24 protein-coding genes, 2 pseudogenes and 1 riboswitch are annotated in these 24241 nt (G+C 39.4%); of the genes and pseudogenes, 19 read left to right on the forward strand and 7 right to left on the reverse strand.

Annotated features, from left to right (window positions below; all coding sequences use genetic code 11):
* The first annotated feature begins 132 nt into the window (after window positions 1-132).
* The 14 genes and pseudogenes from argC to PH210_RS15885 all read left to right on the forward strand — a co-directional run.
* Entirely contained in the window at window positions 133-1176 is a 1044-nt protein-coding gene (gene argC / locus PH210_RS15820) for an N-acetyl-gamma-glutamyl-phosphate reductase (RefSeq protein ID WP_289986822.1), read from the forward strand.
* A gap of 69 nt (window positions 1177-1245) precedes the next feature.
* Complete coding sequence (gene argJ, locus PH210_RS15825) at window positions 1246-2475, forward strand: bifunctional ornithine acetyltransferase/N-acetylglutamate synthase (RefSeq protein ID WP_289986823.1); 1230 nt, start codon at window positions 1246-1248, stop codon at window positions 2473-2475.
* 14 nt (window positions 2476-2489) lie between these two features.
* A complete protein-coding gene (gene argB / locus PH210_RS15830; protein ID WP_289986824.1) occupies window positions 2490-3287 on the forward strand; it encodes an acetylglutamate kinase in 798 nt (265 codons plus the stop codon).
* On the forward strand, window positions 3287-4486 hold the full coding sequence (gene argD, locus PH210_RS15835; protein WP_289986825.1) for an acetylornithine transaminase: 1200 nt from the start codon (window positions 3287-3289) through the stop codon (window positions 4484-4486). Before argB ends, argD begins: the two co-directional genes overlap by 1 nt.
* 5 nt (window positions 4487-4491) lie before the next feature.
* Window positions 4492-5568: a carbamoyl phosphate synthase small subunit gene (locus PH210_RS15840; protein WP_289986891.1), complete on the forward strand. Its 1077-nt coding sequence runs from the start codon at window positions 4492-4494 to the stop codon at window positions 5566-5568.
* Window positions 5555-8791, forward strand: a complete 3237-nt coding sequence (carB, locus tag PH210_RS15845) for a carbamoyl-phosphate synthase (glutamine-hydrolyzing) large subunit (protein ID WP_289986826.1) — start codon at window positions 5555-5557, stop codon at window positions 8789-8791. The genes PH210_RS15840 and carB overlap by 14 nt, the downstream gene beginning before the upstream one ends.
* Window positions 8775-9740 carry an ornithine carbamoyltransferase gene (argF, locus tag PH210_RS15850; RefSeq protein ID WP_289986829.1) on the forward strand — a complete coding sequence of 322 codons (966 nt, stop codon included), beginning with the start codon at window positions 8775-8777 and terminating at the stop codon, window positions 9738-9740. Before carB ends, argF begins: the two co-directional genes overlap by 17 nt.
* 83 nt (window positions 9741-9823) lie before the next feature.
* Window positions 9824-11035, forward strand: coding sequence for an argininosuccinate synthase (locus PH210_RS15855; RefSeq protein ID WP_289986830.1), 1212 nt, complete (start codon window positions 9824-9826; stop codon window positions 11033-11035).
* Window positions 11036-11102: 67 nt separating this feature from the next.
* Entirely contained in the window at window positions 11103-12479 is a 1377-nt protein-coding gene (gene argH, locus PH210_RS15860; RefSeq protein WP_289986831.1) for an argininosuccinate lyase, read from the forward strand.
* 114 nt (window positions 12480-12593) lie between these two features.
* Window positions 12594-13454, forward strand: coding sequence for a carbon-nitrogen hydrolase family protein (locus tag PH210_RS15865; protein ID WP_289986834.1), 861 nt, complete (start codon window positions 12594-12596; stop codon window positions 13452-13454).
* 11 nt (window positions 13455-13465) lie between these two features.
* Window positions 13466-14126: pseudogene (locus PH210_RS15870) on the forward strand (GNAT family N-acetyltransferase).
* A 21-nt stretch (window positions 14127-14147) separates the two neighbouring features.
* On the forward strand, window positions 14148-14819 hold the full coding sequence (locus tag PH210_RS15875; RefSeq protein ID WP_289986835.1) for a GNAT family N-acetyltransferase: 672 nt from the start codon (window positions 14148-14150) through the stop codon (window positions 14817-14819).
* A 185-nt stretch (window positions 14820-15004) separates the two neighbouring features.
* A riboswitch (SAM riboswitch) is annotated at window positions 15005-15117 on the forward strand.
* Window positions 15118-15191: 74 nt separating this feature from the next.
* Window positions 15192-16430: a homoserine dehydrogenase gene (locus PH210_RS15880; protein WP_289986836.1), complete on the forward strand. Its 1239-nt coding sequence runs from the start codon at window positions 15192-15194 to the stop codon at window positions 16428-16430.
* Window positions 16431-16518: 88 nt separating this feature from the next.
* Window positions 16519-16810, forward strand: a pseudogene (locus PH210_RS15885) (Crp/Fnr family transcriptional regulator); the annotation flags it as partial.
* Window positions 16811-16871: 61 nt separating this feature from the next.
* Here the strand turns inward: PH210_RS15885 and PH210_RS15890 are convergent.
* The 3 genes from PH210_RS15890 to PH210_RS15900 form a co-directional block, all read right to left on the reverse strand.
* Window positions 16872-17060, reverse strand: coding sequence for a YfhD family protein (locus PH210_RS15890; RefSeq protein WP_289986838.1), 189 nt, complete (start codon window positions 17058-17060; stop codon window positions 16872-16874).
* 111 nt (window positions 17061-17171) lie between these two features.
* A complete protein-coding gene (locus PH210_RS15895; RefSeq protein ID WP_289986839.1) occupies window positions 17172-17306 on the reverse strand; it encodes a YfhE family protein in 135 nt (44 codons plus the stop codon).
* A 115-nt stretch (window positions 17307-17421) separates the two neighbouring features.
* Window positions 17422-18327, reverse strand: a complete 906-nt coding sequence (locus PH210_RS15900; RefSeq protein ID WP_289986841.1) for a TIGR01777 family oxidoreductase — start codon at window positions 18325-18327, stop codon at window positions 17422-17424.
* Window positions 18328-18402: 75 nt separating this feature from the next.
* On the opposite strand from PH210_RS15900, the gene recX reads away from it, so the two are divergent.
* Window positions 18403-19212 carry a recombination regulator RecX gene (gene recX / locus PH210_RS15905; RefSeq protein ID WP_289986842.1) on the forward strand — a complete coding sequence of 270 codons (810 nt, stop codon included), beginning with the start codon at window positions 18403-18405 and terminating at the stop codon, window positions 19210-19212.
* 8 nt (window positions 19213-19220) lie between these two features.
* Here the strand turns inward: recX and PH210_RS15910 are convergent, their stop codons facing one another.
* Window positions 19221-19898, reverse strand: a complete 678-nt coding sequence (locus PH210_RS15910) for an SDR family NAD(P)-dependent oxidoreductase (RefSeq protein WP_289986843.1) — start codon at window positions 19896-19898, stop codon at window positions 19221-19223.
* A gap of 87 nt (window positions 19899-19985) precedes the next feature.
* Between PH210_RS15910 and PH210_RS15915 the strand changes: the two genes are divergently transcribed.
* Entirely contained in the window at window positions 19986-20309 is a 324-nt protein-coding gene (locus tag PH210_RS15915; RefSeq protein ID WP_289986845.1) for a YfhH family protein, read from the forward strand.
* A gap of 43 nt (window positions 20310-20352) precedes the next feature.
* Here PH210_RS15915 and PH210_RS15920 read toward each other — a convergent pair whose 3' ends face one another.
* The gene (locus PH210_RS15920; protein WP_223589771.1) at window positions 20353-20523 is read right to left on the reverse strand and encodes a small, acid-soluble spore protein K; all 171 of its coding nucleotides are present in this window, start codon (window positions 20521-20523) and stop codon (window positions 20353-20355) included.
* A 132-nt stretch (window positions 20524-20655) separates the two neighbouring features.
* Here PH210_RS15920 and PH210_RS15925 point away from each other — a divergent pair, with 132 nt between their 5' ends.
* Window positions 20656-20925, forward strand: a complete 270-nt coding sequence (locus tag PH210_RS15925) for a YfhJ family protein (RefSeq protein ID WP_289986847.1) — start codon at window positions 20656-20658, stop codon at window positions 20923-20925.
* 35 nt (window positions 20926-20960) lie between these two features.
* Here PH210_RS15925 and PH210_RS15930 read toward each other — a convergent pair whose 3' ends face one another.
* Window positions 20961-21941: a metal-dependent hydrolase gene (locus PH210_RS15930; protein WP_289986849.1), complete on the reverse strand. Its 981-nt coding sequence runs from the start codon at window positions 21939-21941 to the stop codon at window positions 20961-20963.
* A 106-nt stretch (window positions 21942-22047) separates the two neighbouring features.
* Here PH210_RS15930 and mutY point away from each other — a divergent pair, with 106 nt between their 5' ends.
* Complete coding sequence (mutY, locus tag PH210_RS15935; protein ID WP_289986850.1) at window positions 22048-23142, forward strand: A/G-specific adenine glycosylase; 1095 nt, start codon at window positions 22048-22050, stop codon at window positions 23140-23142.
* 37 nt (window positions 23143-23179) lie between these two features.
* Here mutY and yfhS read toward each other — a convergent pair whose 3' ends face one another.
* Window positions 23180-23362: a mother cell protein YfhS gene (gene yfhS, locus PH210_RS15940; RefSeq protein ID WP_289986852.1), complete on the reverse strand. Its 183-nt coding sequence runs from the start codon at window positions 23360-23362 to the stop codon at window positions 23180-23182.
* Between the two features lie 115 nt (window positions 23363-23477).
* On the opposite strand from yfhS, the gene fabL reads away from it, so the two are divergent.
* On the forward strand, window positions 23478-24227 hold the full coding sequence (gene fabL, locus PH210_RS15945) for an enoyl-[acyl-carrier-protein] reductase FabL (protein WP_289986853.1): 750 nt from the start codon (window positions 23478-23480) through the stop codon (window positions 24225-24227).
* Window positions 24228-24241: the final 14 nt, after the last annotated feature.

Below are 24241 nucleotides of genomic sequence, written 5' to 3' on the forward strand. Positions count from 1 at the left end.
ACAAACGAAAATGAAAGCGTTTTCAAAAATAATCGTAATAATTTTCAATAAAAACGGAAAATTAAGCAATTTTTCCGTTGAATAATTATATATATGTATGTATAATAATTCATTATTAGAGGAACTTAGGAGATGAAAAAATTGAAGGTTGGCATAATCGGTGGTACAGGATATGGATCAATTGAACTTATTCGCTTAATACAAAAGCATCCCTATTTAGAAATTGGTTCTGTTGTTTCTAACTCGCAGGCGGGCACACCTTTTAGTGAGGTATACCCCCACTTATCTGGTATCGTTGAGCAGCCACTTGATAAATTCGATCCAGATCGTTTAAGTGAAAATGAATTTGTTTTTTTAGCTACTCCCTCGGGTGTAAGCAGCCGGCAAGTGCCTGCCTTACTCGATAGGGGTATTAAATGTATAGATTTATCAGGTGATTTTCGATTGAGGTCTTCTGAAGAATATGAAACCTGGTATAAACATTCACCAGCAGATCCGAATTATTTACAAAAAGCAACATATGGGTTAAGTGAAATTTATCCTGAAAAAATAAAACATTCCAGCCTCATCGCAAACCCTGGATGCTATCCGACGGCAGCCACTCTGGGGCTATTGCCAATAGTAAAAACAAATTTAGCAGATTACGAGTCAATTGTAATTGATGCAAAATCTGGTGTTTCAGGTGCAGGAAGAGGACTTTCGTTAACCTCTCATTTTGCTGAAATTAATGAGAATATAAAAGCTTATAAACTCGGAGCACATCAACATATACCTGAAATCGAACAGGTTTTAGAAGATGAATCGGGCAGCCCTATTACCATTACTTTCACAACCCACCTCGTGCCTATGAATCGGGGAATTATGTGTACGATATATGTGAAATTAAAAGAAGACGTATCTATTGAAGATATTCAGCAAATATACGATGAATTTTATAAAAATAAACCTTTTGTAAGAGTAAGGCCACAAGGGAATATTCCTTCGACAAAAGAAGTCCAAGGGTCCAATTACTGCGATATTGGTTTACATGTTGATAAAAGAACAAACCGCCTAACCATCATCTCCGTTATTGACAATTTGGTCAAAGGAGCAGCAGGCCAGGCGATCCAGAACGTAAATATAATTAACGGATGGGATGAGCGGACGGGGCTTACTGACATTCCACTATATCCATAATAAGAATGATAAATTGATAGATATCTAGTTTTGAAAACGGACAAAGGGAAAACTAAGGGGGTAGTTCAATTGACTCAGGCATTAACAAGCAAGAAAATCGTTATTCTTGAAGAAGAAAGTGTTACATTTCCGCAGGGGTTTAAAGCAGGCGGCTTACATTGCGGGATTAAACGTAAGAGACTCGACCTCGGTTACATAGTTTCCGAAAAACCAGCTGTAGCTGCCGGTGTATATACAACGAACATTTTTCAAGCTGCACCACTTTTAGTAACACAGGAAAGTATCGCAAAAGAAAATAAAATTCAGGCAATCATAGTGAATTCTGGAAATGCCAATGCTTGTACGGGGGAGCAAGGCTTAAAGGACGCATATGAGATGCAAAAAGGATTTGCAGCTGAACTTGGGGTTCAGGAGCACTTAGTTGCAGTAACCTCAACGGGTGTAATTGGTGAACTATTACCAATGGATAAAGTGAATTCGGGAATTAAGCAGATTCTCGATAAAGAAAATGAAAATGAATTATTTTTTAAGCAAGCGATTCTTACAACCGATACTTGCATAAAGCAGATTGCGGTACAACTTCAAATCGACGGAAAAACAATTAGCATCGGCGGAGCTGCCAAAGGGTCAGGGATGATCCACCCGAATATGGCAACCATGCTTGGCTTCGTTACGACAGATGCAAACATTGCCCACGAAGACCTGCTATTTGCATTAAAAGATGTAACGAATCAAACCTTTAATATGATTACCGTAGACGGTGATACCAGCACGAATGATATGGTTTTAGTAATGGCCAATGGCCTAGCGGAAAACAATCCGCTTACAAAGGACCATCCGGATTGGGAAGTCTTCAAAGAAGGATTAAAAATAGTTTGTGAGTCCCTTGCAAAGAAAATTGCCAGAGACGGTGAAGGCGCAACAAAGCTGGTTGAAGTTCAAGTTAACGGAGCATTCAACACAGCTGAAGCTTCAGCAGTAGGTAAATCAATTATCTCTTCCAATCTTGTAAAAACCGCAATTTATGGAACGGATCCTAACTGGGGCAGAATCGTAACGGCAGCAGGCTATAGCGGAGTCCCTCTTGAACCGAATAAACTAAAGGTTTCCATAGGAACATATACAGTTTTTGAAAATGGATTACCAAGTTCCTTTGTTGAAGAAGATGTGAAGCAATATTTAGAACAAGAAAATGTCAAAATCTATATTGATTTAAATCAAGGTGATTCCAGTGCTACTGCTTGGGGATGCGATTTAACATATGATTATGTGAAAATCAATGCATCCTACCGCACTTAAGGGGGGCAGGTAAAATGAAATACTTAGTCATTAAGTGCGGCGGAAGTGTGTTAGATAATCTGCCAAGATCATTTTATGAAGATGTAGTTAAAATGCTTGAAGCTGGTGAGTGGACGCCGATTATTGTACATGGCGGCGGCCCTCTTATTACATCTTTATTGAAATCCCTAAATGTCCAAACCACATTTATTAATGGTTTAAGAGTAACTAATCATGAGGTCCTTGATGTTGTTGAAATGGTTTTAAGCGGATCCGTTAATAAACAGGTCGTCAGAAATATAATTGAAGTAGGCGGAAATGCTATTGGTGTCAGCGGAGTTGATGGAAGCTTGCTGCAAGCAGTCCCAACGCAAAACGCCGAAACGCTGGGTTTTGTTGGCGAAGTAACGGGGGTTAACAAAAAAGTTCTCGAAGGAATTATTTCTCAGGGAAATATTCCGGTAATATCTCCAATTGGAATAGATGCCAGCGGTCAACGCTATAACATTAACGGTGACATTGCAGCCTCAGCAATTGCTAAGGCTCTAGGAGCAAATCTTTGTTTTATCAGTGACATTCCTGGGATATTAGTCGAAAAAGATGGCGCTAAAACAAAGCTTGATAAAGTGTCTAAGGCAGTTATAGAAGAAATGATTGATAATCAAACTATTTATGGCGGAATGATTCCAAAGGTAAAAGCTGCGATTGACGGACTTGTTCACAACATTCCCGAAGTTGGAATCATCAACGGATTCGATAAAAATAGTCTTATAGATTATACCGACGGTAAAAGGGTCGGAACAAAAATTGTGTTAGATGAGGAGATTGCGTAATGTCAAATACTACTTCCGTTTCCCAAATCTCGCCTGTGATGGCTACCTACGGACGCTTTCCTGTCACACTTGTAAAAGGGAAGGGAAGCTACGTATGGGATGATCAAGATAACCAGTTCTTAGATTTCACTTCAGGAATCGCTACATGTAACCTAGGGCATGTTCCCAATGCTGTAAAAGAAAAACTGGAAGAACAGCTGCAAAATCTTTGGCACTGTTCGAATTTATACAACATTCCAAATCAAGAGCAACTGGCTGCGCTTCTTACAGCAAACAGCTGTGGCGACCTAGTCTTCTTTTGCAACAGCGGTGCAGAAGCAAACGAAGCGGCCATCAAGCTGGCTAGAAGATACTCTAACAAAGTGAAAGGGAATGAGTCACCTACAATTGTAACTTTTAAGCAATCTTTCCATGGCAGAACGTTAGGAACATTAACAGCTACCGGTCAGGAAAAAATTCAGCACGGCTTTGCACCATTAATGCCTGGATTTAGTTACCTGCCGTTTAATGATATTGATGCACTTGATGAGCTTTACAGCATTAAACCAGCTGCAGTACTTTTAGAACTTGTCCAAGGAGAAGGCGGCGTAATTCCAGCAGCCCAAGAATGGGTTGAAAAAATCGCACAGATTTGCAAAGAGAATGATATCCTTCTTATGGTCGACGAAATCCAAACAGGGATCGGCAGAACAGGAACTCTTTTTGCGTATGAGCAATACTCTATTGAGCCGGATGTAATCAGTATCGCCAAAGGTCTTGGATCAGGATTTCCTATCGGGGCCATTATCGCCAAGGAAGAAGCGGCAAAAGGCTTTGAACCAGGCAGCCATGGCAGCACCTTTGGCGGAAACCCATTAGCAACTGCCGCTGGTCTGGCAACTCTTACACATATAATTGAAACAAACCTATTAGAACAAGTTAAAGTAATTTCAGAGTACTTAGACTCTCAGCTTCAGAATCTGAAAGAAAAGTACTCTTTTATAAAGGATATTCGTGGAAAAGGCCTTCTAAAAGGCTTGGTTGTCGAAATTAACGCCCTAGAAATTGTCCAAAAGGCGATAACGAATGAACTGTTGATATTAACAGCAGGCCCAAATGTAGTACGGATTTTACCACCATTGACTGCCTCAAAAGAGGAAATAAATGAATTTATTATCAAGTTGGAAAGAACATTCCAAAGTATGGAGAAAGGCGAGTGAGTGTTTTGAAACAAGGATATCTTACTTTGGAAACGGGAGAAGTATTTGAAGGAATATTAATTGGTGCCCAAAAGGATTCTCTCGGAGAAGTCGTTTTTAATACGAGTATGACCGGCTACCAAGAAATCATTACCGACCCTTCATATGCCGGACAAATCATTACATTTTGTTACCCGATAATTGGAAATTACGGTGTTAATGCGCTCGATGATGAAAGTATTTCCCCAGCTTTGGCTGGAGTAGTAATTGGGGATTTATGTGAAATGCCGAGCCATTATCAATCGATTAATAAATTTTCCGAAAAACTAAAGCAGGCAGGTGTCCCAGGGATTGCCGGAGTGGATACTCGACTTCTTGTCAAAACCATTCGAAGCCGCGGAACCGTTAAAGGATATTTAAGTACAAAAAAGCAAGCACAATTTTTAGATACTGAAAAAGCACCACTATGGGTGGAAAAAGTATCGACGGAAAAGATTCAATTTTTCAAAAACAATGGACCGCATGTTGTATTAATCGATTTCGGTTATAAAAAATCGATTCTGAATGCACTTTTAGAGGAAGGCTGTTCCGTTACAATCGTGCCTTATAATACTTCGTATGAAAAAATTAAAGCATTGAATCCGGATGGGGTCTTACTCTCAAATGGTCCTGGAGATCCGATGGCACTACAGAAGTACTTTTCGGAAATAAAAAAGATTAGTCAGTACTTCCCAACACTCGGAATTTGCTTAGGGCATCAGTTAATCGCCTTGGCATATGGTGCGAAAACCACAAAACTTGCATACGGCCACCGCGGCGGCAATCATCCTGTTAAAGAATTGCGAACAGGAAAAGTGAAAATGACAGCCCAAAATCATGGCTTTGTGGTCGTGGATGAAAGCATCGATTGTCAGGTATTTGATATTACTTACCGTAATGTGAATGACCAATCAATTGAAGGATTAAAGCATCAAAGCTATCCAATCCAAACTGTTCAATTCCATCCTGAAGCCCATCCGGGCCCAAGTGATACAGAATATATCTTAAAAGATTTCGTAACCCAGATAGCTTCACTAGGAGAGACTCGCTATGCCTTTAAATAAAAACTTAAAAAAAGTACTAGTAATCGGATCAGGCCCGATTGTTATCGGTCAGGCAGCAGAATTTGACTATGCAGGAACACAAGCTTGTATTGCTCTTAAGGAAGAGGGATTAGAAGTCGTTTTAATTAACAATAATCCTGCTACCATCATGACGGATGAAGCCGTAGCCGATAAGGTGTATATTGAACCATTGAATGTTGAAACGATTGAAAAAATCATCCAGAAGGAAAAGCCGGATGGAATCATCGGTACCCTTGGCGGGCAAACTGGATTAAATTTAACAGTACAATTATATGAACAGAATATATTAGAAAAATACAATGTAGAATTGCTTGGAACCTCAGTAGAGTCAATCAAAAAAGGGGAAGATCGTGAAAAGTTCCGTAATTTGATGCTTCAGATTAGCGAACCAATTCCAGAATCAGCAATCATTCACAGCTACGATGAAGGCGTAGCATTTGTTAACAAAATTGGTTTTCCTGTTATTATCCGTCCAGCTTATACACTTGGAGGAGATGGAGGCGGTTTTGCCCACAATGCTGAGGAACTTGAAATCGTTCTGAAAAAGGGTTTAGCTGCAAGTCCGATCCAACAAGTATTAGTTGAACGCAGTATCAAAGGCTGGAAGGAAATCGAATACGAAGTCATGAGAGATGCCAATGATACCTGCATCATAGTTTGTAATATGGAAAACATGGACCCAGTTGGTGTCCATACAGGTGACTCCATTGTAGTTGCGCCATCACAAACCTTGACAGATGTTCAGTATCAGATGCTCCGTGATTGCTCCCTAAAGGTCATTCGTGAATTAGGGATTATCGGAGGTTGTAATATCCAGTTTGCGCTTCATCCTGAATCCAACCAGTACTACATCATTGAAGTAAATCCGAGGGTTAGCCGTTCATCTGCTTTGGCATCTAAAGCTACCGGCTATCCAATAGCAAGAATGGCAGCAAAATGCGCGATCGGCTATCACTTAGATGAGATTGTGAATCCGATAACAGGCAACACCTTTGCTTCGTTTGAGCCAGCGATTGATTATATTGTGGTAAAACTGCCGCGCTTTCCATTTGACAAATTTCCTGAAGCCGATCGGACATTAGGGACGCAAATGAAAGCAACTGGGGAAGTCATGGCCATTGATCGGACATTTGAAGGTGCTTTGAATAAAGCAATCAGGTCGATGGAAATGAATGTACACGGTCTTTGCTTAGAGACAAATAAGTCATTAACAGAATCATCCATCATTGACCTCCTTAAAACAGCGAATGACCGACGTCTCTTTATTATTGCTGAAGCATTCAAAAGAGGGATTTCTTTTGAAAAAATTCAACAGCTGACCCAGATTGATCCATGGTTTTTGCACAAAATTAATTCAATCGTTGCTTTAGAAAAGGAATTAGCTTTATATCATTGGAGCGAAGTTCCCGTTACCCTGCTGAAGCAGGCAAAGCGAAATAATATTGCTGATAAGCTCTTATCGCAAATTTACAATATTCCTGAAAAACAAGTGAGAAGCAAATGGAAGGAACTGAATTGGAAACCAGGCTATAAGATGGTAGATACATGCTCGGCTGAATTTGATGCCGTTACTCCATACTATTACTCTACCTGGCATGGATTTGATGAAGTGGAAATCACCAACAAGAAGAAGATTCTTGTCATCGGTTCAGGACCAATAAGAATTGGCCAAGGGATTGAGTTCGATTACTGCTCGGTTCATGCAGCAAAAGCAATAAAGAAAAAAGGTTTTGAAGCTGTTGTAATAAATAATAACCCAGAAACTGTCAGCACCGACTATTCAGTTGCAGATCGACTATATTTTGAACCCCTTGCGGCTGAAGATGTTCTGCATGTCATTGAAAAGGAAAAAGTTGAAGGGGTCTTAATTCAGTTCGGCGGGCAGACGGCGATTAATCTTGCACATGATTTAGAAGAAGAAGGGGTAAAAATCCTAGGCACATCAGTTCAGAATGTAGATCGATTAGAAGACCGGAAAGAATTTTATCAGCTTCTAGAGGATTTAAAAATTCCTCATATTGAAGGAAAAACCGCCGATACCACAGAAAAACTGGTTGAAGCAGCGGGAGAATTAGGCTACCCAGTTCTCGTAAGACCATCTTACGTGATTGGCGGACAATCGATGTTTACCATTTTTTCAGAAGAGGAACTAAGAGGTTACACGAAGCAGCTTGAAAATAACTCAAGCGAAAAAATGTGGCCGTTATTAGTAGATAAGTTTATGCCCGGACTAGAATGCGAGATTGATGTGATTAGTGATGGGGAATCGATTGTGGTACCTGGAATCTTTGAACATATCGAAAAAGCAGGTGTTCACTCAGGCGATAGTATATCAGTCTTTCCACCAATTTCATTATCAGAAAAACAAAAAGAAACATTAATAGATTATGCAAGCAGGATCGCAAAGACTACGCCGATTGTTGGAATGATGAATATTCAGTTTGTTATTTATAAAAATCAAGTCTATGTATTAGAGGTAAACCCGAGGTCATCAAGAACGGTGCCTATTATCAGCAAAGTAACGGGAGCTCCGATGATTGAGTGGGCGACGAGTGTACAATTAGGCGAATCCTTAAGTGAATTGTGTCTGAACCAAGGATTAATGCCAGAGCCAAATTATTTTTCTGTGAAAGCACCTATTTTTTCATCCAGTAAATTAAAGGGTGTGGACCATGTACTTGGACCTGAGATGAAGTCAACAGGTGAAGCGCTTGGAATGGGTCTGACCTATCAAGAAGCCCTTAATAAGGCAATACCAGCTTTAGAGGGGAAAATAGAAGATAAATATATTTTATGTTCCATTTCTGATCGAGAAAAGCCGGCTAGTCTTCCAATAGTTAAAGAGCTTTTAGAAAAAAAGTTTAAATTAGCGGCAACAGAAGGAACAGCATTATTTTTTGAAATAAATGGCATCCCTGTTGATAAAGTAGTAAGGGATGATCAGGATATTAACCACCTTTTCCGTAATCAGAAAATGAAGGCAGTCATTAATCTGCCAAACCAAGGCCGAAATAAACTGAAATTTGGTTTTCAAATTCGGGAGCAGGCGATACGGTATAAGGTGCCGGTTTACACACATTTGGATACGGTGGAAGCGACCATTGGTTTACAAAAAGGTCCGATTACTAATCTTGATGTCCGCTCAGTAAGCGAATTTTACAATTTGAATGAAAGAGGTGCCGTTCATGCTAGAAGCCATTAAGTTGAACGAGAATAAATTACAATTTAAAGGAAAAGATTTTTTACAGCTTTCTGACTTCAGTCCAGAGGAAATCCTATTTCTTCTGGATGAGGCTCAGGAACTGAAGGCTATGCAAAAACAGGGTAAACCACATCCATACTTAAGCGGGAAAGTATTGGGAATGATATTTGAAAAATCTTCGACACGTACTAGGGTATCCTTTGAAGTTGGCATGCTTCAGCTCGGGGGCCATGCGATATTCTTAAGTTCACGTGATATTCAGCTTGGAAGAGGCGAAAGTATTTCCGATACGGCAAAAGTATTATCGCGCTATGTTGATGGCTTAATGATCCGTACTTTTGGCCATGAATCGGTTGAAGAATTAGCAGAGCATGCTTCTATCCCCGTTATTAATGGTTTAACGGATTTGCAGCATCCAACCCAAGTAATGGCAGACCTTTTAACCATACTTGAACATAAAGGAAAATTGGCCGGATTAAAGCTTTGCTATATTGGGGACGGAAACAATAATATGGCACATTCCTTAATGGAAGGCGCGGTGAAAGTGGGAATGGATATTAGCATTGCCAGTCCCCCTGGATATTTGCCTAATGGAAAAATTACTGAAAAGGCAATTAAAGTAGGAAAACAATATGGCGGCACAGTTATGATTACCAATGATCCAGTTGAAGCTGTGAAGGGTGCCGATGTCATTGTGACTGATGTATGGACCAGTATGGGTCAGGAAGAAGAAACAGAAAAGAGACTTAAGGATTTCGCATCCTATCAGGTTAATAAAGAGCTTTGTCAGTATGCCAAAGATGATTTCATCTTCTTGCACTGTTTACCGGCACATCCCGGTGAAGAGGTAACGGCCGAAATCATTGACGGGCCACATTCCGTTGTTTTTGATGAAGCAGAAAACCGTTTACACGCACAAAAAGCAATTTTAAAATTATTACTAGCATAATAGTATTTATTTTTTTGAGATATAGTGTATAATAATTCTATAGATTGAATAATAATACACACAAACGTAAGGAGATATTAAAAATGGCGAAAGAGAAAATTGTTTTAGCCTATTCAGGCGGTTTAGATACTTCGGTTTCGGTTAAATGGATTCAGGAAAAATACGGATATGATGTTATTGCATTAGGTCTGGATGTTGGTGAAGGAAAAGATCTTGAAGCAATTAAAAATAAAGCCTTAAACGTTGGCGCTATAAAAGCCATCATGATCGATGCTAAAGAATTATTAGCAAAGGAGTATATTCTTCCTGCTTTAAAGGCGAATTGCTTATATGAAGGGAAATACCCGCTTTCATCTGCTCTTTCACGCCCATTAATTTCAAAATTACTAGTTGAGGTTGCAGAACAAGAGGGTGCTGCAGCAGTAGCACACGGCTGTACAGGTAAAGGAAATGACCAGGTTCGCTTTGAGGTTTCTGTTCAAGCATTGAACCCTAGTTTAAAAGTGGTCGCTCCGGTTCGTGAATGGGGCATGACACGTGATGAGGAAATTAAGTATGCGCAGGAAAACGGTATTCCAATCCCTGTTGATTTGGATAATCCATTCTCAATTGATGCTAATATCTGGGGACGTGCCTGTGAGGCAGGAGTTCTTGAAGATCCATGGGCAGAAGCACCTGAAGAAGCATACGACTGGACAAATCCTATTGAACTAACTCCAGACCAGGCGGAGTATGTTGAAATTGAATTTGAACAAGGGGTTCCTGTTGCACTTAATGGTGAAAAACTTCCTTTAGTGCAATTAATCGAAGCGTTGAACACTCTTGGCGGCAAACATGGTGTAGGCCGAATTGATCATATTGAAAATAGATTAGTAGGAATCAAATCGCGCGAAGTCTATGAAAATCCTGCTGCGTTAATTTTAATTAATGCACATAAGGAATTAGAGTTTTTAACATTGACTCGTGAGGTAACACAATTTAAAACACAGGTTGAGCAGCAGATGGCAAAGATTATTTATGAAGGCCTTTGGTATTCACCCATTAAACCAGCTCTTGATGCGTTTATTAATGAAACACAAAAAACCGTTACTGGAACAATTCGCGTGAAGCTTCATAAAGGCAGTCATACTGTTGTTGGACGTAAATCCCCATACAGCCTTTATAACGAAGAACTAGCAACCTATGCAAAAGGTGACGCATTCGACCACAATGCAGCAGTTGGTTTTATTAAACTATGGGGACTGCCAACAAAGGTTTATTCAGAGGTAACTAAAAAAGAATCAGTTTTAAAATAATTCTAAAGCGCCCTCGAAGCCAAAATTTCGAGGGCAAACTTCTTAGAGGAAGTAAGGGGGAGCACTGATGTCCAAGCTATGGGGCGGACGTTTTACGAAAGAAACGAATAAATTAGTCGAAGAATTTACAGCTTCCATCTCTTTTGATCAAAAACTAGCAAAAGAAGATATCGCTGGAAGCCTTGCCCATGTCACAATGCTTGGGGAATGCGGTATCATTCCAATGGAGGATGCCGACAAAATAAAAAATGGTCTTCTTAAGATTAAAGAGAAAGTGGATCGAAACGAAGTAGAATTTCAAATAGAAGATGAAGATATTCATATGAATATTGAAAAGCTTTTAATTGAAGAAATTGGACCTGTCGGCGGCAAGCTCCATACCGGACGCAGCCGTAACGATCAAGTTGCAACGGACATGCATTTATATCTTCGTACAAAAACAACTGAGTTGATTAAATTAGTCGAAGATGTCCAGCAGGCGATCATTAAGCAGGCAAAGGAGAACGTAGAAACACTGATTCCCGGTTATACACATTTGCAGCGTGCTCAGCCGGTTTCATTTGCCCATCATTTAATGGCATATTTTTGGATGTTTGAACGCGATAAAGAGAGATTGTTAGACTCTTTGAAACGTGTAAACTGGCTTCCACTTGGTTCTGGAGCATTAGCAGGGACGACCTTTCCGATAAATCGCGAACTTGTTGCCGATCTGCTGGGATTCGAAACCATCTATCCAAATAGCATGGATGCCGTTAGTGACCGTGATTTTATCCTTGAATTTCTATCAATCGGGTCAATCATTATGACGCATATCTCCAGATTTTCTGAAGAATTAGTGATTTGGTCCAGCCAAGAATTCCAATTTGTCGAGCTTGATGATTCGTTTTGTACCGGATCAAGCATTATGCCGCAAAAGAAAAATCCTGACGTACCAGAATTGCTTAGAGGAAAAACAGGGCGCACCTATGGCAATTTAATAGGTTTGTTAACAGTCCTCAAAGGATTGCCACTGGCGTATAATAAAGATTTACAAGAAGATAAAGAAGGTATGTTTGATACTGTTGAAACACTGGAAGGCTCATTAATGCTCCTCGCACCGATGATTGAAACTATGGCAGTGAATAAAGAGATCATGCGAAAAGCGATTAACAATGATTTTTCTAATGCTACAGATATTGCCGATTATCTAGTTAGAAAAGGATTGCCGTTCCGTGATGCCCATGAAGTTATCGGGAAAATTGTTTTATATGCAATCCAATCCAACAAATTTTTACTGGATTTAAGCTTCGATGAATATCAGCAGTTCAGTCCATTGTTTGAAGAGGATATTTATGAAGTTTTAGCCCCGGAACATGTAGTGGCTGTCCGCAATAGCTTCGGAGGAACGTCACCTGAGCAGGTTAAAGCGCAAATTAAACTTGCTGAAGGAAAGCTGCAGCAATAATAAAAAGCTCGCCAAATGGCGGGCTTTTCATTTGGCAAATTATTTGTATGAAAATCTAAAATAGGGGATAATTTCCTTAGAGAAAATTTCCAAATTAATGTGTGGGGGTTAGATATGAAATATAGAGTATCAGTAGTGCAGTACCATTTACATACAATTAATTCGTTTGAGGAATTCGCGGCACAATGTGAGCATTATATAAAAACAGCTGAAGAATTCGGGGCTGAATTTGTTTTGTTCCCTGAGTTTTTTACCACACAGCTTCTTTCCATTGGCAACGGAAAGGGGGAAAGCCTAATCATTGATGATTTGCCAGGCTTTACGGAACAATACCGAGAGCTGTTTTCTAACTTTGCCAGAAAGACCAACATGCATATTATTGCCGGAACGCATGTTATTAAAAAAGATAATAAGCTATACAATACCGCTCATTTATTTTACCCAGACGGAAGAATAGGCGAGCAGGCAAAACTTCATATTACTCCGACAGAGGTAAAGGAGTGGAGTATGGCGCCTGGTGATTCGTTTCAAATTTTTGAAACAGACAAAGGGAAAATAGCCCTTCTTACCTGCTATGATATTGAATTTCCGGAAATTGTCCGTATGGCCAAAGCAAAAGGCGCTGATGTTATTTTCTGTCCATCCTGTACGGATGATCGTCATGGCTTTCATCGGGTTCGTTACACAAGTCATGCCCGGGCAATTGAAAATCAAGTATATGTGGTCTTAACCGGAACAGTTGGCTCACTGCCAACAGTTGACTTTATGAGGGCTAATTTTGGTCAGGCAGTTATTATTACTCCTAATGACATTCCTTTCCCGCCGCGAGGCATTTTAGTGGAAGGGGAAATCAATGATGATATGGTTGTGACAGCTGATCTTGATTTAGATCTATTGTATGAAGTCCGCGAACGCGGTTCTGTTACAACCTGGCGCGACCGCAGAACTGATTTATACCCTGATTGGGAAAAGTAGGATGTGATTGGATGTACAGAAGTAAATTTTTTGTTTTTGATTTGGAAGAACCAATTCCGGCTATCATTCGCAATTATACAAAAGAGGATTTTGACCAGCTCATTGATATCCAAGCGGAGTGCTTTCCTCCTCCTTTTCCATCAGAATTATGGTGGAATAAAGAGCAATTAAATAACCATGTTACTCTTTTTCAAGAAGGAGCTTTATGTGTCGAGGTGGATGGAGTGTTAGCGGGCTCTCTCACCGGCCTAGGTGTGGATTTTGATCCAAAAGAAATCAATCATACATGGGATTAAATCACTGACCATGGATATATCCGTAACCATAAGCCGGATGGAAATTCCCTGTATATTGTAGATATCAGCGTTCGTCCCAAGTACCGAAAGCTGGGGCTTGGTAAGTTAATGGTGCAGGCTATTATCATGTTGTGATTGAAAAGGGGTTTGACCGGCTGCTTGGCGGCGGCAGGATGCCAGGCTATCATAAAGTGGCACAAAGAATGACCCTGAGGAGTACTTGACTTCCATTATTAAGGGAGAGATGAAGGATCCAGTCATTACCTTTCTCCTTCGCTGCGGTCGTGTGCCCTTAGGTGTTTCAACAAATTATCTAGATGATGAAGAATCCTGCAATCTTGCAGCGATTATGGAATGGAGAAATCCATTCAAATAAAGAATGGGGGCTAATTTACAAATGGAGTATAAACGAATTTCAAATATTGAGGACCCAAATTTTAAAAAGCTTCATGATTTAATGGGGAAGATATTCCCGCCTGAGGAAGTATTGGATTATGAGCTATGGAAGGAACCGCTAGAAGATCCAAGTATACGCGTATTTGTTGCTATTGATGATGAACAGGTTGTGGGAGCTACAGAATACCGCTATTACCCGGATTGGAATATCGCAATGACAGACTTCACCATTATCAGTAAGCCGGGGTTAAGCCTTGGCCGATTTTTGGCACAGAATCGTTTGAAGGATTTACAAATGCTTGCAAAAGAGAACGAGAAAGAGCTGTTTGGTATGTTCGCTGAAATTTATGATCCATATAGAGTAGAACATCATGAATTCGGCGGTGTGAAAGTGATGGATCCATATGTACGCAGGGAGGTACTATCCCATCTAGGCTATAACCGTCTGGATCTCGCTTATGTCCATCCATCATGGGAAAATAACGGCGAGGCTGTCTCTGGCCTAGATTTATGCTTTATGCCGACAAGCGATGAGGTCCATAGTTTGCCAGCAGCGCTTGTAAAAGATTTTCTCACTACGTATTATTCAGTGCTTTCAAATAAACCGAAGGAATGGCTTAATATGGTTGAAAAAATCGGTAATAAGGAAACAATTGAATTATTGCCGCTTTAAAAAAAGGCTGTATTAAAGAACATTGTTGATTTTTAACCACTGTTGATTGGAGCGGAAAGCGAAGCGCCTGGAGGGTAAATCAACAACCTAGATTAACAGAGCCTAAAAAAACTATTGACATTGACAGAAGATTCAGCTAATATTCATTTTATATATTCTTGGAAATTTAATGAAAAATTATATATCTCTTATCCAGAGCGGCGGAGGGACATGGCCCGATGAAGCCCGGCAACCTTCAAGGTAATCCTTGAAAAGGTGCTAATTCCTGCAGGTTTTTATAAAACCTGATAGATAAGAGGAGGAATCCGTGCCCTCTTCTTATGAAGAGGGTTTTTCGTATTTTCTAACTATTTATTGAAGGGGTGCAAAAAAATGACTGTAATAAAGGTGGCAATCTTAGGTTTTGGTACGGTTGGAGAAGGTGTCTACCGCACGATTGAATCCCACGCTGACGACCTCGAAGCCGTTTTAGGCAAGAAAGTGGAAGTGGCGGCGATCCTAATCAAAAATAAACAGAGGGAAAGAAATATTCGTAAAGATGTTTTAGTAACTACAGACTTTGAAGATATACTTAACTTGCCAAAACTCGATATTGTAATTGAAGCCATTGTAAACAAGGAGCCTACCTTTACATTTTTGCAAAAGGCAATTGAGCGGGGCTGCCACATTATTACAGCGAATAAGGAAATGTTTGCACACCACGGGAAACATCTGATCGCACTGGCAAATGAAAAAAGTGTCTCGGTTGGTTTTGAAGCCACGGTAGCCGGAGGAATTCCCGTCATACAGACATTAAGACAATTATTAAAAATTAACCGGGTTCAACAAATTCAAGGAATACTAAATGGAACCTCAAATTTCATCCTAACCGAAATGAGAGAAAAGAAGTGGTCGTTTGCTGAAGCCTTGCTTCAGGCTCAAAAAAATGGCTATGCAGAAGCTGACCCAACCAATGATGTCGAAGGCTTCGATGCCTTTTACAAAGCTATGATTCTCAGCCGAATTGCATTTGGAGAAGAACCGAATTGGAAGGACGTTGAACGTGAAGGAATTACCCCCATCACAAGTGAATTAATTGAGGCTGCCGAAAAATTAGAATTGAGATTTAAACATATTGCAAGTATCTCTAAGGAAGGCACTCAAATACAGGTAACTGTTAAGCCGGCTCTTGTCGGGAAGGAAAATCCTTTTTATCATGTAGAAGGCGTCGAGAATGCTGTAAGTGTACATTCAGATATTGTTGGCAGAATCACGCTGCAGGGTCCTGGAGCAGGGATGTTTCCTACAGCGAGTGCTGTTATCGAGGATTTGGCTTACGTGTGTCAAAATAATAATATAAAACGAAATTTTAACCAAACGGTCTCTGCAGAACTAGAGCAGAAAAAAGGGAAGGCGAAAGAATTCTGGTTAATTACTGGACTTTCCAAAAACGTCATAAAACCATCAATCACCTGTATTGATGAAATTTCTAATGGAGTATTTGTCATTAGAGCTGACAAAAAGGATTTAGATAATCTTGGAAAGCTGGATGAAACAATTAGTTATTTTCCAATCCTTGGGGAATTTGAAAGTGAAGTTGTGTCATTCGAGGAAAAGGTATCGGCATTATAGGTAATAAAAAGAGCATCTGTATATTGGATGCTCTTTTAATCCACAGATTTATCCACATTAAAAACCTTTAAATATAGGTATTCTACATTATTATGCACACTATCCACAATCAAACCTTGTTCATATCTTTAATGTCTTGATTCCTTGGGGAGAAATGCTAGTAGGTATAGGGTTAATCGTGGGATTAGCTACAATTCCCGCATTATTTGCCGGATATGCTTGCGGGAACAACAAGCACTAATCCAATACTTTATACAGCAGCGTTGATTCTATTATTCGCAGGTACTGGAGCTTACTACTTCGGACTTGACCGATTTACAGGACCCTTTGTTAAAGGCTATTTCCAAAGAGCCCATGCAAAAAATGTGAACATGAATTAGTGTTAAAACAATGAAAAATTAATATAAAAGAAGCAGGGCAAACCTGCTTCTTTTTTTAGGATTATTTTCTATTTCGATTTTGAACGCGTTGGTTTGCTGCATTAGCGCGTGCCAGTGCCTCAAGATCGGCTCCATCAGCCATTTCCTTCGAAAACTCAACATCCTGTCCATCTGATTTCATGTTTTTTGGCACTTGTGGAAGTGAAGCTTTATTTTTATCTCGTGAACCATGTCCGTGTGAACGACCCATCACAAAAACCCCTTTCAAATGTTAACTCTTGAGAGGAAAAATGCTCTCTACTCTAGTTTTAACAAATTGAAAGGGGTCCATTAATGGAAAATTCTTTAAAAATTTGGTGTTCTAAAGCTTCGTTTTTCTGTCGGCATAGCCGCCAGCACGGTCAGCCATTTTAAATTCCCGCTGATAGGATACCTCTTGCATGCTAGTAAGACTGTATTTCCCTCTATCCTTATCCTTTTTCTTCTTTTCAGCCATTTTGCTCATTCCTTTCAACATTTTTTTGTCAATCGTCATCAAGCTATGTGGTAAAAATAAAGCACTTTATGTACTTATTTCCATTTTTACCTTTTAGGAAAGGAATGATACTGATTTAAGTAAATATATTTTGTAAAGCTTTTTGAAGATCAGTGTATTTATATTTAAAACCTGAATCCAATAATTTATTTGGTAATACGTTTTGACCATCGACAACTAATGTACTCATTTCTCCCAAAAGTAATCGAAGGACAAAGCTTGGAACCGGCAGCCAATGAGGTCGGTGTAATTCCAGAGCAAGTGTTTTTCCAAACTCGCTCATCGTAACCGGGTTAGGTGCCGTAAAATTAACTGGTCCTTGAATGTTCTTGTTTTCAATAATAAAGGTAATCCCTTTGACGATATCTTCAATGTGAATCCACGACATCCACTGCCGGCCATGGCCGATATTCCCGCCAATAAAAGCCTTATAGGGAAATGAAATTTTTGGCAATGCTCCCCCGTTACGATCAAGGATAATTCCGAATCTGCAAAAAGCAATGCGTATTCCCAATTTTGCTGCAAAACCTGCTTCGTATTCCCATTGCTTGACGGTTTCAGCTAAGAAATCATTTCCGAGTATTTGCTCTTCTTCTGTAAACACCTTGTCTAATGATGTTCCATAAATACCCACTGCACTGGCATTAATAAATGCCTTTGGTTTTCGTTCCAATTTTTTCATTATTTCTAATAGCTCTTTAACAGCCTCAAGCCGGCTGATTAATATTTTGTTTTTTCTTTTTTCTGTCCATCGGCCGCTATTAATCGACTCTCCAGCAAGGTTAATAAAAATATCAGTATTCTGAAGTTCGGATATGGGGTTTGAATTTTCACTCAGCCATTGTACATATTTAATTCTGTCATTTTTATTTATGGCAGGTAACCTTCTAGTTAAAATAATGACTTTATGATTGTTTTTTAGGAATTCTTCTACCAGTGCCTTCCCAATAAAGCCAGTTCCGCCTGCGATTGCAATTTTCATGAAAAACACCCCCTTTTGCTTTTATTTTACTATATTAAATGAAAAATATGGTAAAGTATTCTTGAGGTGAAGGAAATGGCTATTATTACGAAAATCACCACACAACAGAAGAATCAAGACCGATTTAATGTGTTTATGGATTACGGAAAAGGCGAGGAATTTGCCTTTAGTATTGATAGTGATGTACTAATAAAATTTCAGTTAAAAAAAGGCATGGAGATTGATGATTTTTCCTTCATGGAAATCCAGTTTCAGGATGATATTCGTAAGGCATATAATCTAGCTGTAAATTATTTGGCTAGGAGAATGAGGTCGGCGAAAGAAATTAGGGATTATCTTATTCAAAAAGAAGTAGATGAACCTGTTATCGAGGAAGTTGTTCATAAATTAACAAATCAGAAATACATCAATGATGAGGATTATGCTTTTGCATATGTACGAACACAGGCCAATACGACTGATAAAGGTCCTGATTTAATCAAATTGGAATTAAAGGAAAGAGGGATTGAGGAGGAAATCCGTCTTCGTGCTCTCGCGGAATTTCCGCTCGAACAGCAGATAGATAAAGCAACGAAAATGAGCGATAAGTTCTTCAAAAAGAATTCGAAGGACTCTTTTAAAATTCAAAAGCAAAAGCTGGAGCAATTGCTGCTTAGAAAAGGATATCCTTTTGAGGTTATTCAAATTGCTGTAAATGAAAATGAAGTGAATAAAGAAGTTGATGAGGAAATGGAAGCCATCAAGTTTCAGGGGGAAAAAGCTCATCGGAAATACTCTCAATTCAGCGGTTTCGAATATGAGCAAAAGATGAAGCAAGCTTTATATCGGAAAGGCTTTCCGATCGATTTAATTGAGAGGTACTTAGCTGAAAGTAAAAAATCATGACAAGCCCGTCATGATTTTTTACTTTCAATAATAATCTCATTTTGATCAAGTTGTTCAAAAATCCTTTCAGCCACCTGTTTAGGCGAGCTTAGCCGTGATGGATCTTTAATATGGTCACTGCCCGACCAAAATGGTGTATCCATCCCACCCATGTAAACCGCACTAATTTTTATTCCACTGCCCTCGTATTCCTTTTGCAGGCTTTCTGTAAAGCCTCTGACAGCAAATTTGCTCGCTGCATAAACGGCTTCATTGACCTTTCCGCGTAAACCGGCAGTTGAAATGATGTTCATAATCCTTCCTTCGCTCTTAACATGCAGAAGCGGTAATACTGCCTTTGTCATAAAAATTGTACCCAACACATTAGTATTTAACATTTCACTGATTTGCTTTCCATCTATCTCCTCAAAAGGCCCAAAATGTCCTACACCGGCATTATTCACCAATCCAGTTATGTGGCAGGTACTGCCAATATCTTTTATTTTCTCCGAAACTTCTTCATTCTTCCGAATGTCCAGCACAAGGATATCAGCCTTACCGCCACTTGCTTCAATCTCATCTTTGGCAGCAAGTAATTTAGCAGAATTTCTGCCAGCAAGCAAAAGATGATACCCCTTTTTTGAAAAAAGAAGTGCTAACTCTTTTCCCAAGCCTGTCCCGGCTCCAGTTACGATGATTGTTTCCATTAAGTTATCTCCTTCAAAATGTTTTTTACCTTTATTAATTTTACAAAAAAAACTATACTAAAATAAAGAGAAATGGGAGGGATAGGGATGCAGCAGGAGAAGCGGTATAGTGAAATGACTAAGAATGAATTAAGGCAGGAAATTGCTGGTCTGCAAGAAAAAGCCAGGAAAGCAGAGCAAATGGGGATGGTAAATGAATTTGCCGTCCTTGAAAGAAAAGTTTTAATGGCAAAGGCATATTTATTAAACCCTGAATCCTTTAAACCTGGGGAAATTTACGAAATTGAAGGAGACCCTGGCCAGCATTTTAAAATAGACTATATGAATGGCGTGTTTGCTTGGGGGTATCGGCTAAAAGGTGATGGTAAGGAAGAAGCACTGCCGATATCCTTGTTAAAGCAGTTGAAGTGACAAACCAGAGAACCTATTCTCTGGTTTGTCTTAGTATTACAAATTAAAATTGTGGTGATTCGTCGTCACGTTCACCGGAAGCGCGCATGCGCTCTTGAGGATGTGTGTTGATAGTTCCGTTTGCTCTTTTTGAAGCATATTCTGCTTTAGCTCTCGGTTCTCCCTCAAACTTATTATTATTTTGATTTGGAAACCCAGTTTGTTTATTTCTCATGCTGTACCTCCATATAGGGAATGAGAAAAACGTGAAAAGCAAAGCTTGTTTTTCAATGCTTGCCACGTAATGTTAGTATCTGCTTAAATTTTTACGGTTATGTTATAAGAAAATGGCAAATGGGGTGTGTGTATGAATGATTATCATGAAAAATTAGCAAACCTGCTTTTAGGAAAAAATGACCAGCTTTCCTATCAGCAAGCCCGGACTTGGGTAGAACTGCTGTGGGAGGATTTTGAAACCACATACGCAAAAGCGGGCAGGGAATATATGGGAAGTGAAATGACAGAAAGAATTGTAAAACAATGGATTGAACATTACGGAGATAAGCTGCATGAATTTGCAGCGACCAATCCGAAATATAAACATTTTCTAGAGCAAGCAAAAAATACTCTCCATTAAAAAAGCAAGTGATTATAGGTCACTTGCTTTGCTTTTTAACTAGGGATAATCCCTAATTTTTTTCGCAATTTCTTTTCGCTGAACACCCAGCCTGTATAAGAGGTAATTCGGTTTAGATTACAATCTAATTGCACCACGGCTACAAAGGGATAATGACCGTTGCTTCGATAACGCAAATCAATAAAACGGACCTCATAATAATCATTGAATTCATCTATTTCCCAGCGATAGACCGGGGAGAATGAAAGAAAAGCGGAAATATTGTCGTCCTTTTTCGCTGCTTCAATTAAGGGTGTTTGCGGAACAGGAACACGCTTAAAACGATCCAAAATTTCTACTTTTTTATCTTCTGACCTGCCAACAAAAAACATGCTTTTATTCATGGCAGCAATTCGCCACTGATGAAACTTCATGGTTGGCGCGATAATAATTTCTGTAGCATCAGGAATAAGGGTTCTCACCTCAAGCAATACTCTTTTCTTAGCCTGATATCTTCTTAAATAGTAAACGATGATAACTGCATACATAATCAGAAAAGTATAGCCTGGATTTGCCCCTAATATCCAAATGAAGATCCCAACAACGTGAATTCCAAATATTATCGGATCAAAAGTATTAATCACACCGAGCGCCACCCATTTTGAGGAGAATGGCCTTAAGGCTTGAGTTCCGTATGCATTAAATATATCAACAAAAACGTGGATAAAAACGGCAGCAAATGTCCATGCCCAGAGATGAAGAAGATTTGCACTTTGAAAAAAGGGATAAATGACTGCCACAATTAAGAGCGGCCACAGGATGACCGCAGGAATTGAATGGGTCACTCCGCGATGATTCCGAATATAGATGGCATTATTTCTCAGTTTTAAAACAGTGTCAATATCTGGTATTTGAGAACCTGCTATTGTTGCAATTAAAACACTAGTTGTAGCAGCATGGCTGGCGGCCACCGCTGGATCGAGGGTTGCAAGACCACCTAGTGCAATGCCCATGACAACATGAGTTCCAGTATCCAAAAGGAATATCCTCCTTTAAAATGTTCTTGTCAAAATAGAAAAATTAACTTATTGTAAAACGAAAATGCTTTTCTTTTTGCTAGTTTTTTACGGAGGGCCTAAAGTTATGTTAATTGAACTAAAAAATATTACAGAAATCAATATAAATGCTTTTCAAAATGATTTAATTTCTTGGTTTAAGTCGGAACAGCGTGACCTTCCCTGGAGAAAAGATCAGGACCCATATAAGGTCTGGGTATCAGAAATAATGCTGCAGCAAACAAGAGTAGATACTGTCATTCCGTATTTTAACCGATTTATCGAATGGTTTCCTACCATCGAAGACTTAGCCGAAGCGGAAGAAGACAAAGTTCTAAAAGCATGGGAAGGACTTGGGTATTACTCAAGAGTTCGGAATTTACAGTCTGCAGTTAAGGAAGTAAAAGAGAATTATAATAGTAAGGTACCCAGCACCCCTGAAGAAATTGCGAAACTTAAGGGGGTGGGTCCTTATACAGCAGGTGCTATTTTAAGCATTGCTTATGGAGTTCCGGAACCTGCTGTTGATGGCAATGTCATGCGCGTTTTATCAAGAATACTTTCTATTTGGGAAGATATTGCGAAACCATCGACACGAAAGATTTTTGAAAAAGCGGTCAGGGAATTAATTTCACATGATGATCCGTCTGCCTTTAACCAAGCTTTAATGGAATTAGGGGCATTGATTTGTACCCCAACCTCTCCATCTTGCTTATTATGCCCAGTTCGTGAACATTGCCACGGGTTTCATGAAGGTGTACAAAATGAGCTGCCAGTGAAAACGAAAAAGACAAAAACACGTCATGTACAATTAGCTTCCGCTATTCTTTTAGCTGAAAATGGGAAGATTGTCATTCATAAGCGTCCCTCGTCAGGATTACTAGCAAATCTATGGGAATTTCCAAACGTGGAGATTGTTCATCCATTGCAGGCTGACCGCGAGGAAGTTGCAGGTCAATTTAATCAATCTCTGAATTTATCCGTCAAGCTTGATCACATTATCGGTCAAATTGAGCATGTTTTTTCACATTTGGTTTGGAATATTAAAGTGTATACAGGTAAAATATGTTCCGAGTTTGTGGAAAGTGATGAATGGCGGCTTGTTTCGTTAGCGGAAATGGAAGAATACGCTTTTCCTGTTTCCTATCAAAAAATGTTAAAGCTTTATCAGGAACAAAAATAGGAAGAACGCCGTGACCTTGTTACGGCGTTCTTTTTTTCTAGTGTTTGATCCCTCCGCGATTTTCAATTTCCTCAATAATCTCTCTATGTATGGTTTGACCCTCGCTATTTAAATAAGGGGCAATTTGCTGCAGGGAATGATGAAAAAAAGCAAGCTCGTTATCCTCCCAGTCAGATTTAGCCATCATTGAAAGCTCTGTCATATCCCGTCCTGCATACATAAATCTTCATCCCTTCGTTAAGGTATTTTCTCTTAGTGTTTGGCCGATTAATTGTCTTCTATTCATGGAAAAGTTAAAATAGAAGCTATACTTGATTGAGGAAAGGAAAAGGAAAATGACACATAAAGTAGCATTAATTACTGGAAGCAGCAGGGGAATCGGAAAGGCAACAGCACTTCGGCTTGCTGAAGCGGGATATGATATTGTCATTAATTATGCGAGAAGCAAGAAGGGTGCCATAGAAACTGCTGAACAAGTTGAGGCATTAGGCAGAAAAGCCTTAATAATAAAAGCCAATGTTGGAGATGTAGACAAAATAAAAGATATGTTCGCCCAAATTGAACAGGAATTTGGCCGCTTAGATATATTTGTCAATAATGCCGCTTCTGGTGTGCAGCGCCCGATTATGGAGCTGGAAGAATCACACTGGGATTGGACCTTAAACATCAATAGCAAAGCACTTTTATTTTGTGGCCAGGAAGCGGCGAAATTGATGGAGAAAAATGGTGGAGGAAAGATTGTCAGTATAAGTTCCCTAGGGTCGATACGGTATCTAAAGAATTATACTGTGGTAGGCGTATCAAAAGCAGCTCTCGAAGCATTGACAAGGTATTTAGCGATTGAACTGGCACCAAAAAATATTGTTGTAAATGCCGTTTCAGGCGGGGCGGTAGATACAGAAGCATTAAAGCATTTCCCTAATCGGGAGGAGTTGCTTCAGGAAGCAAAAGAAAAAACTCCTGCTGGGAGAATGGTTGAAATTGAGGATATGGTAAACACCGTAATGTTCTTATTATCTGATGATTCAAGTATGATTCGTGGACAAACTATCATCGTTGATGGAGGAATTTCTTTACTCGTTTAATTATTTTTAAATAA

The organism is Paenibacillus sp. BSR1-1 (assembly GCF_030403775.1).
Lineage (GTDB): Bacteria > Bacillota > Bacilli > Bacillales > Cytobacillaceae > Neobacillus.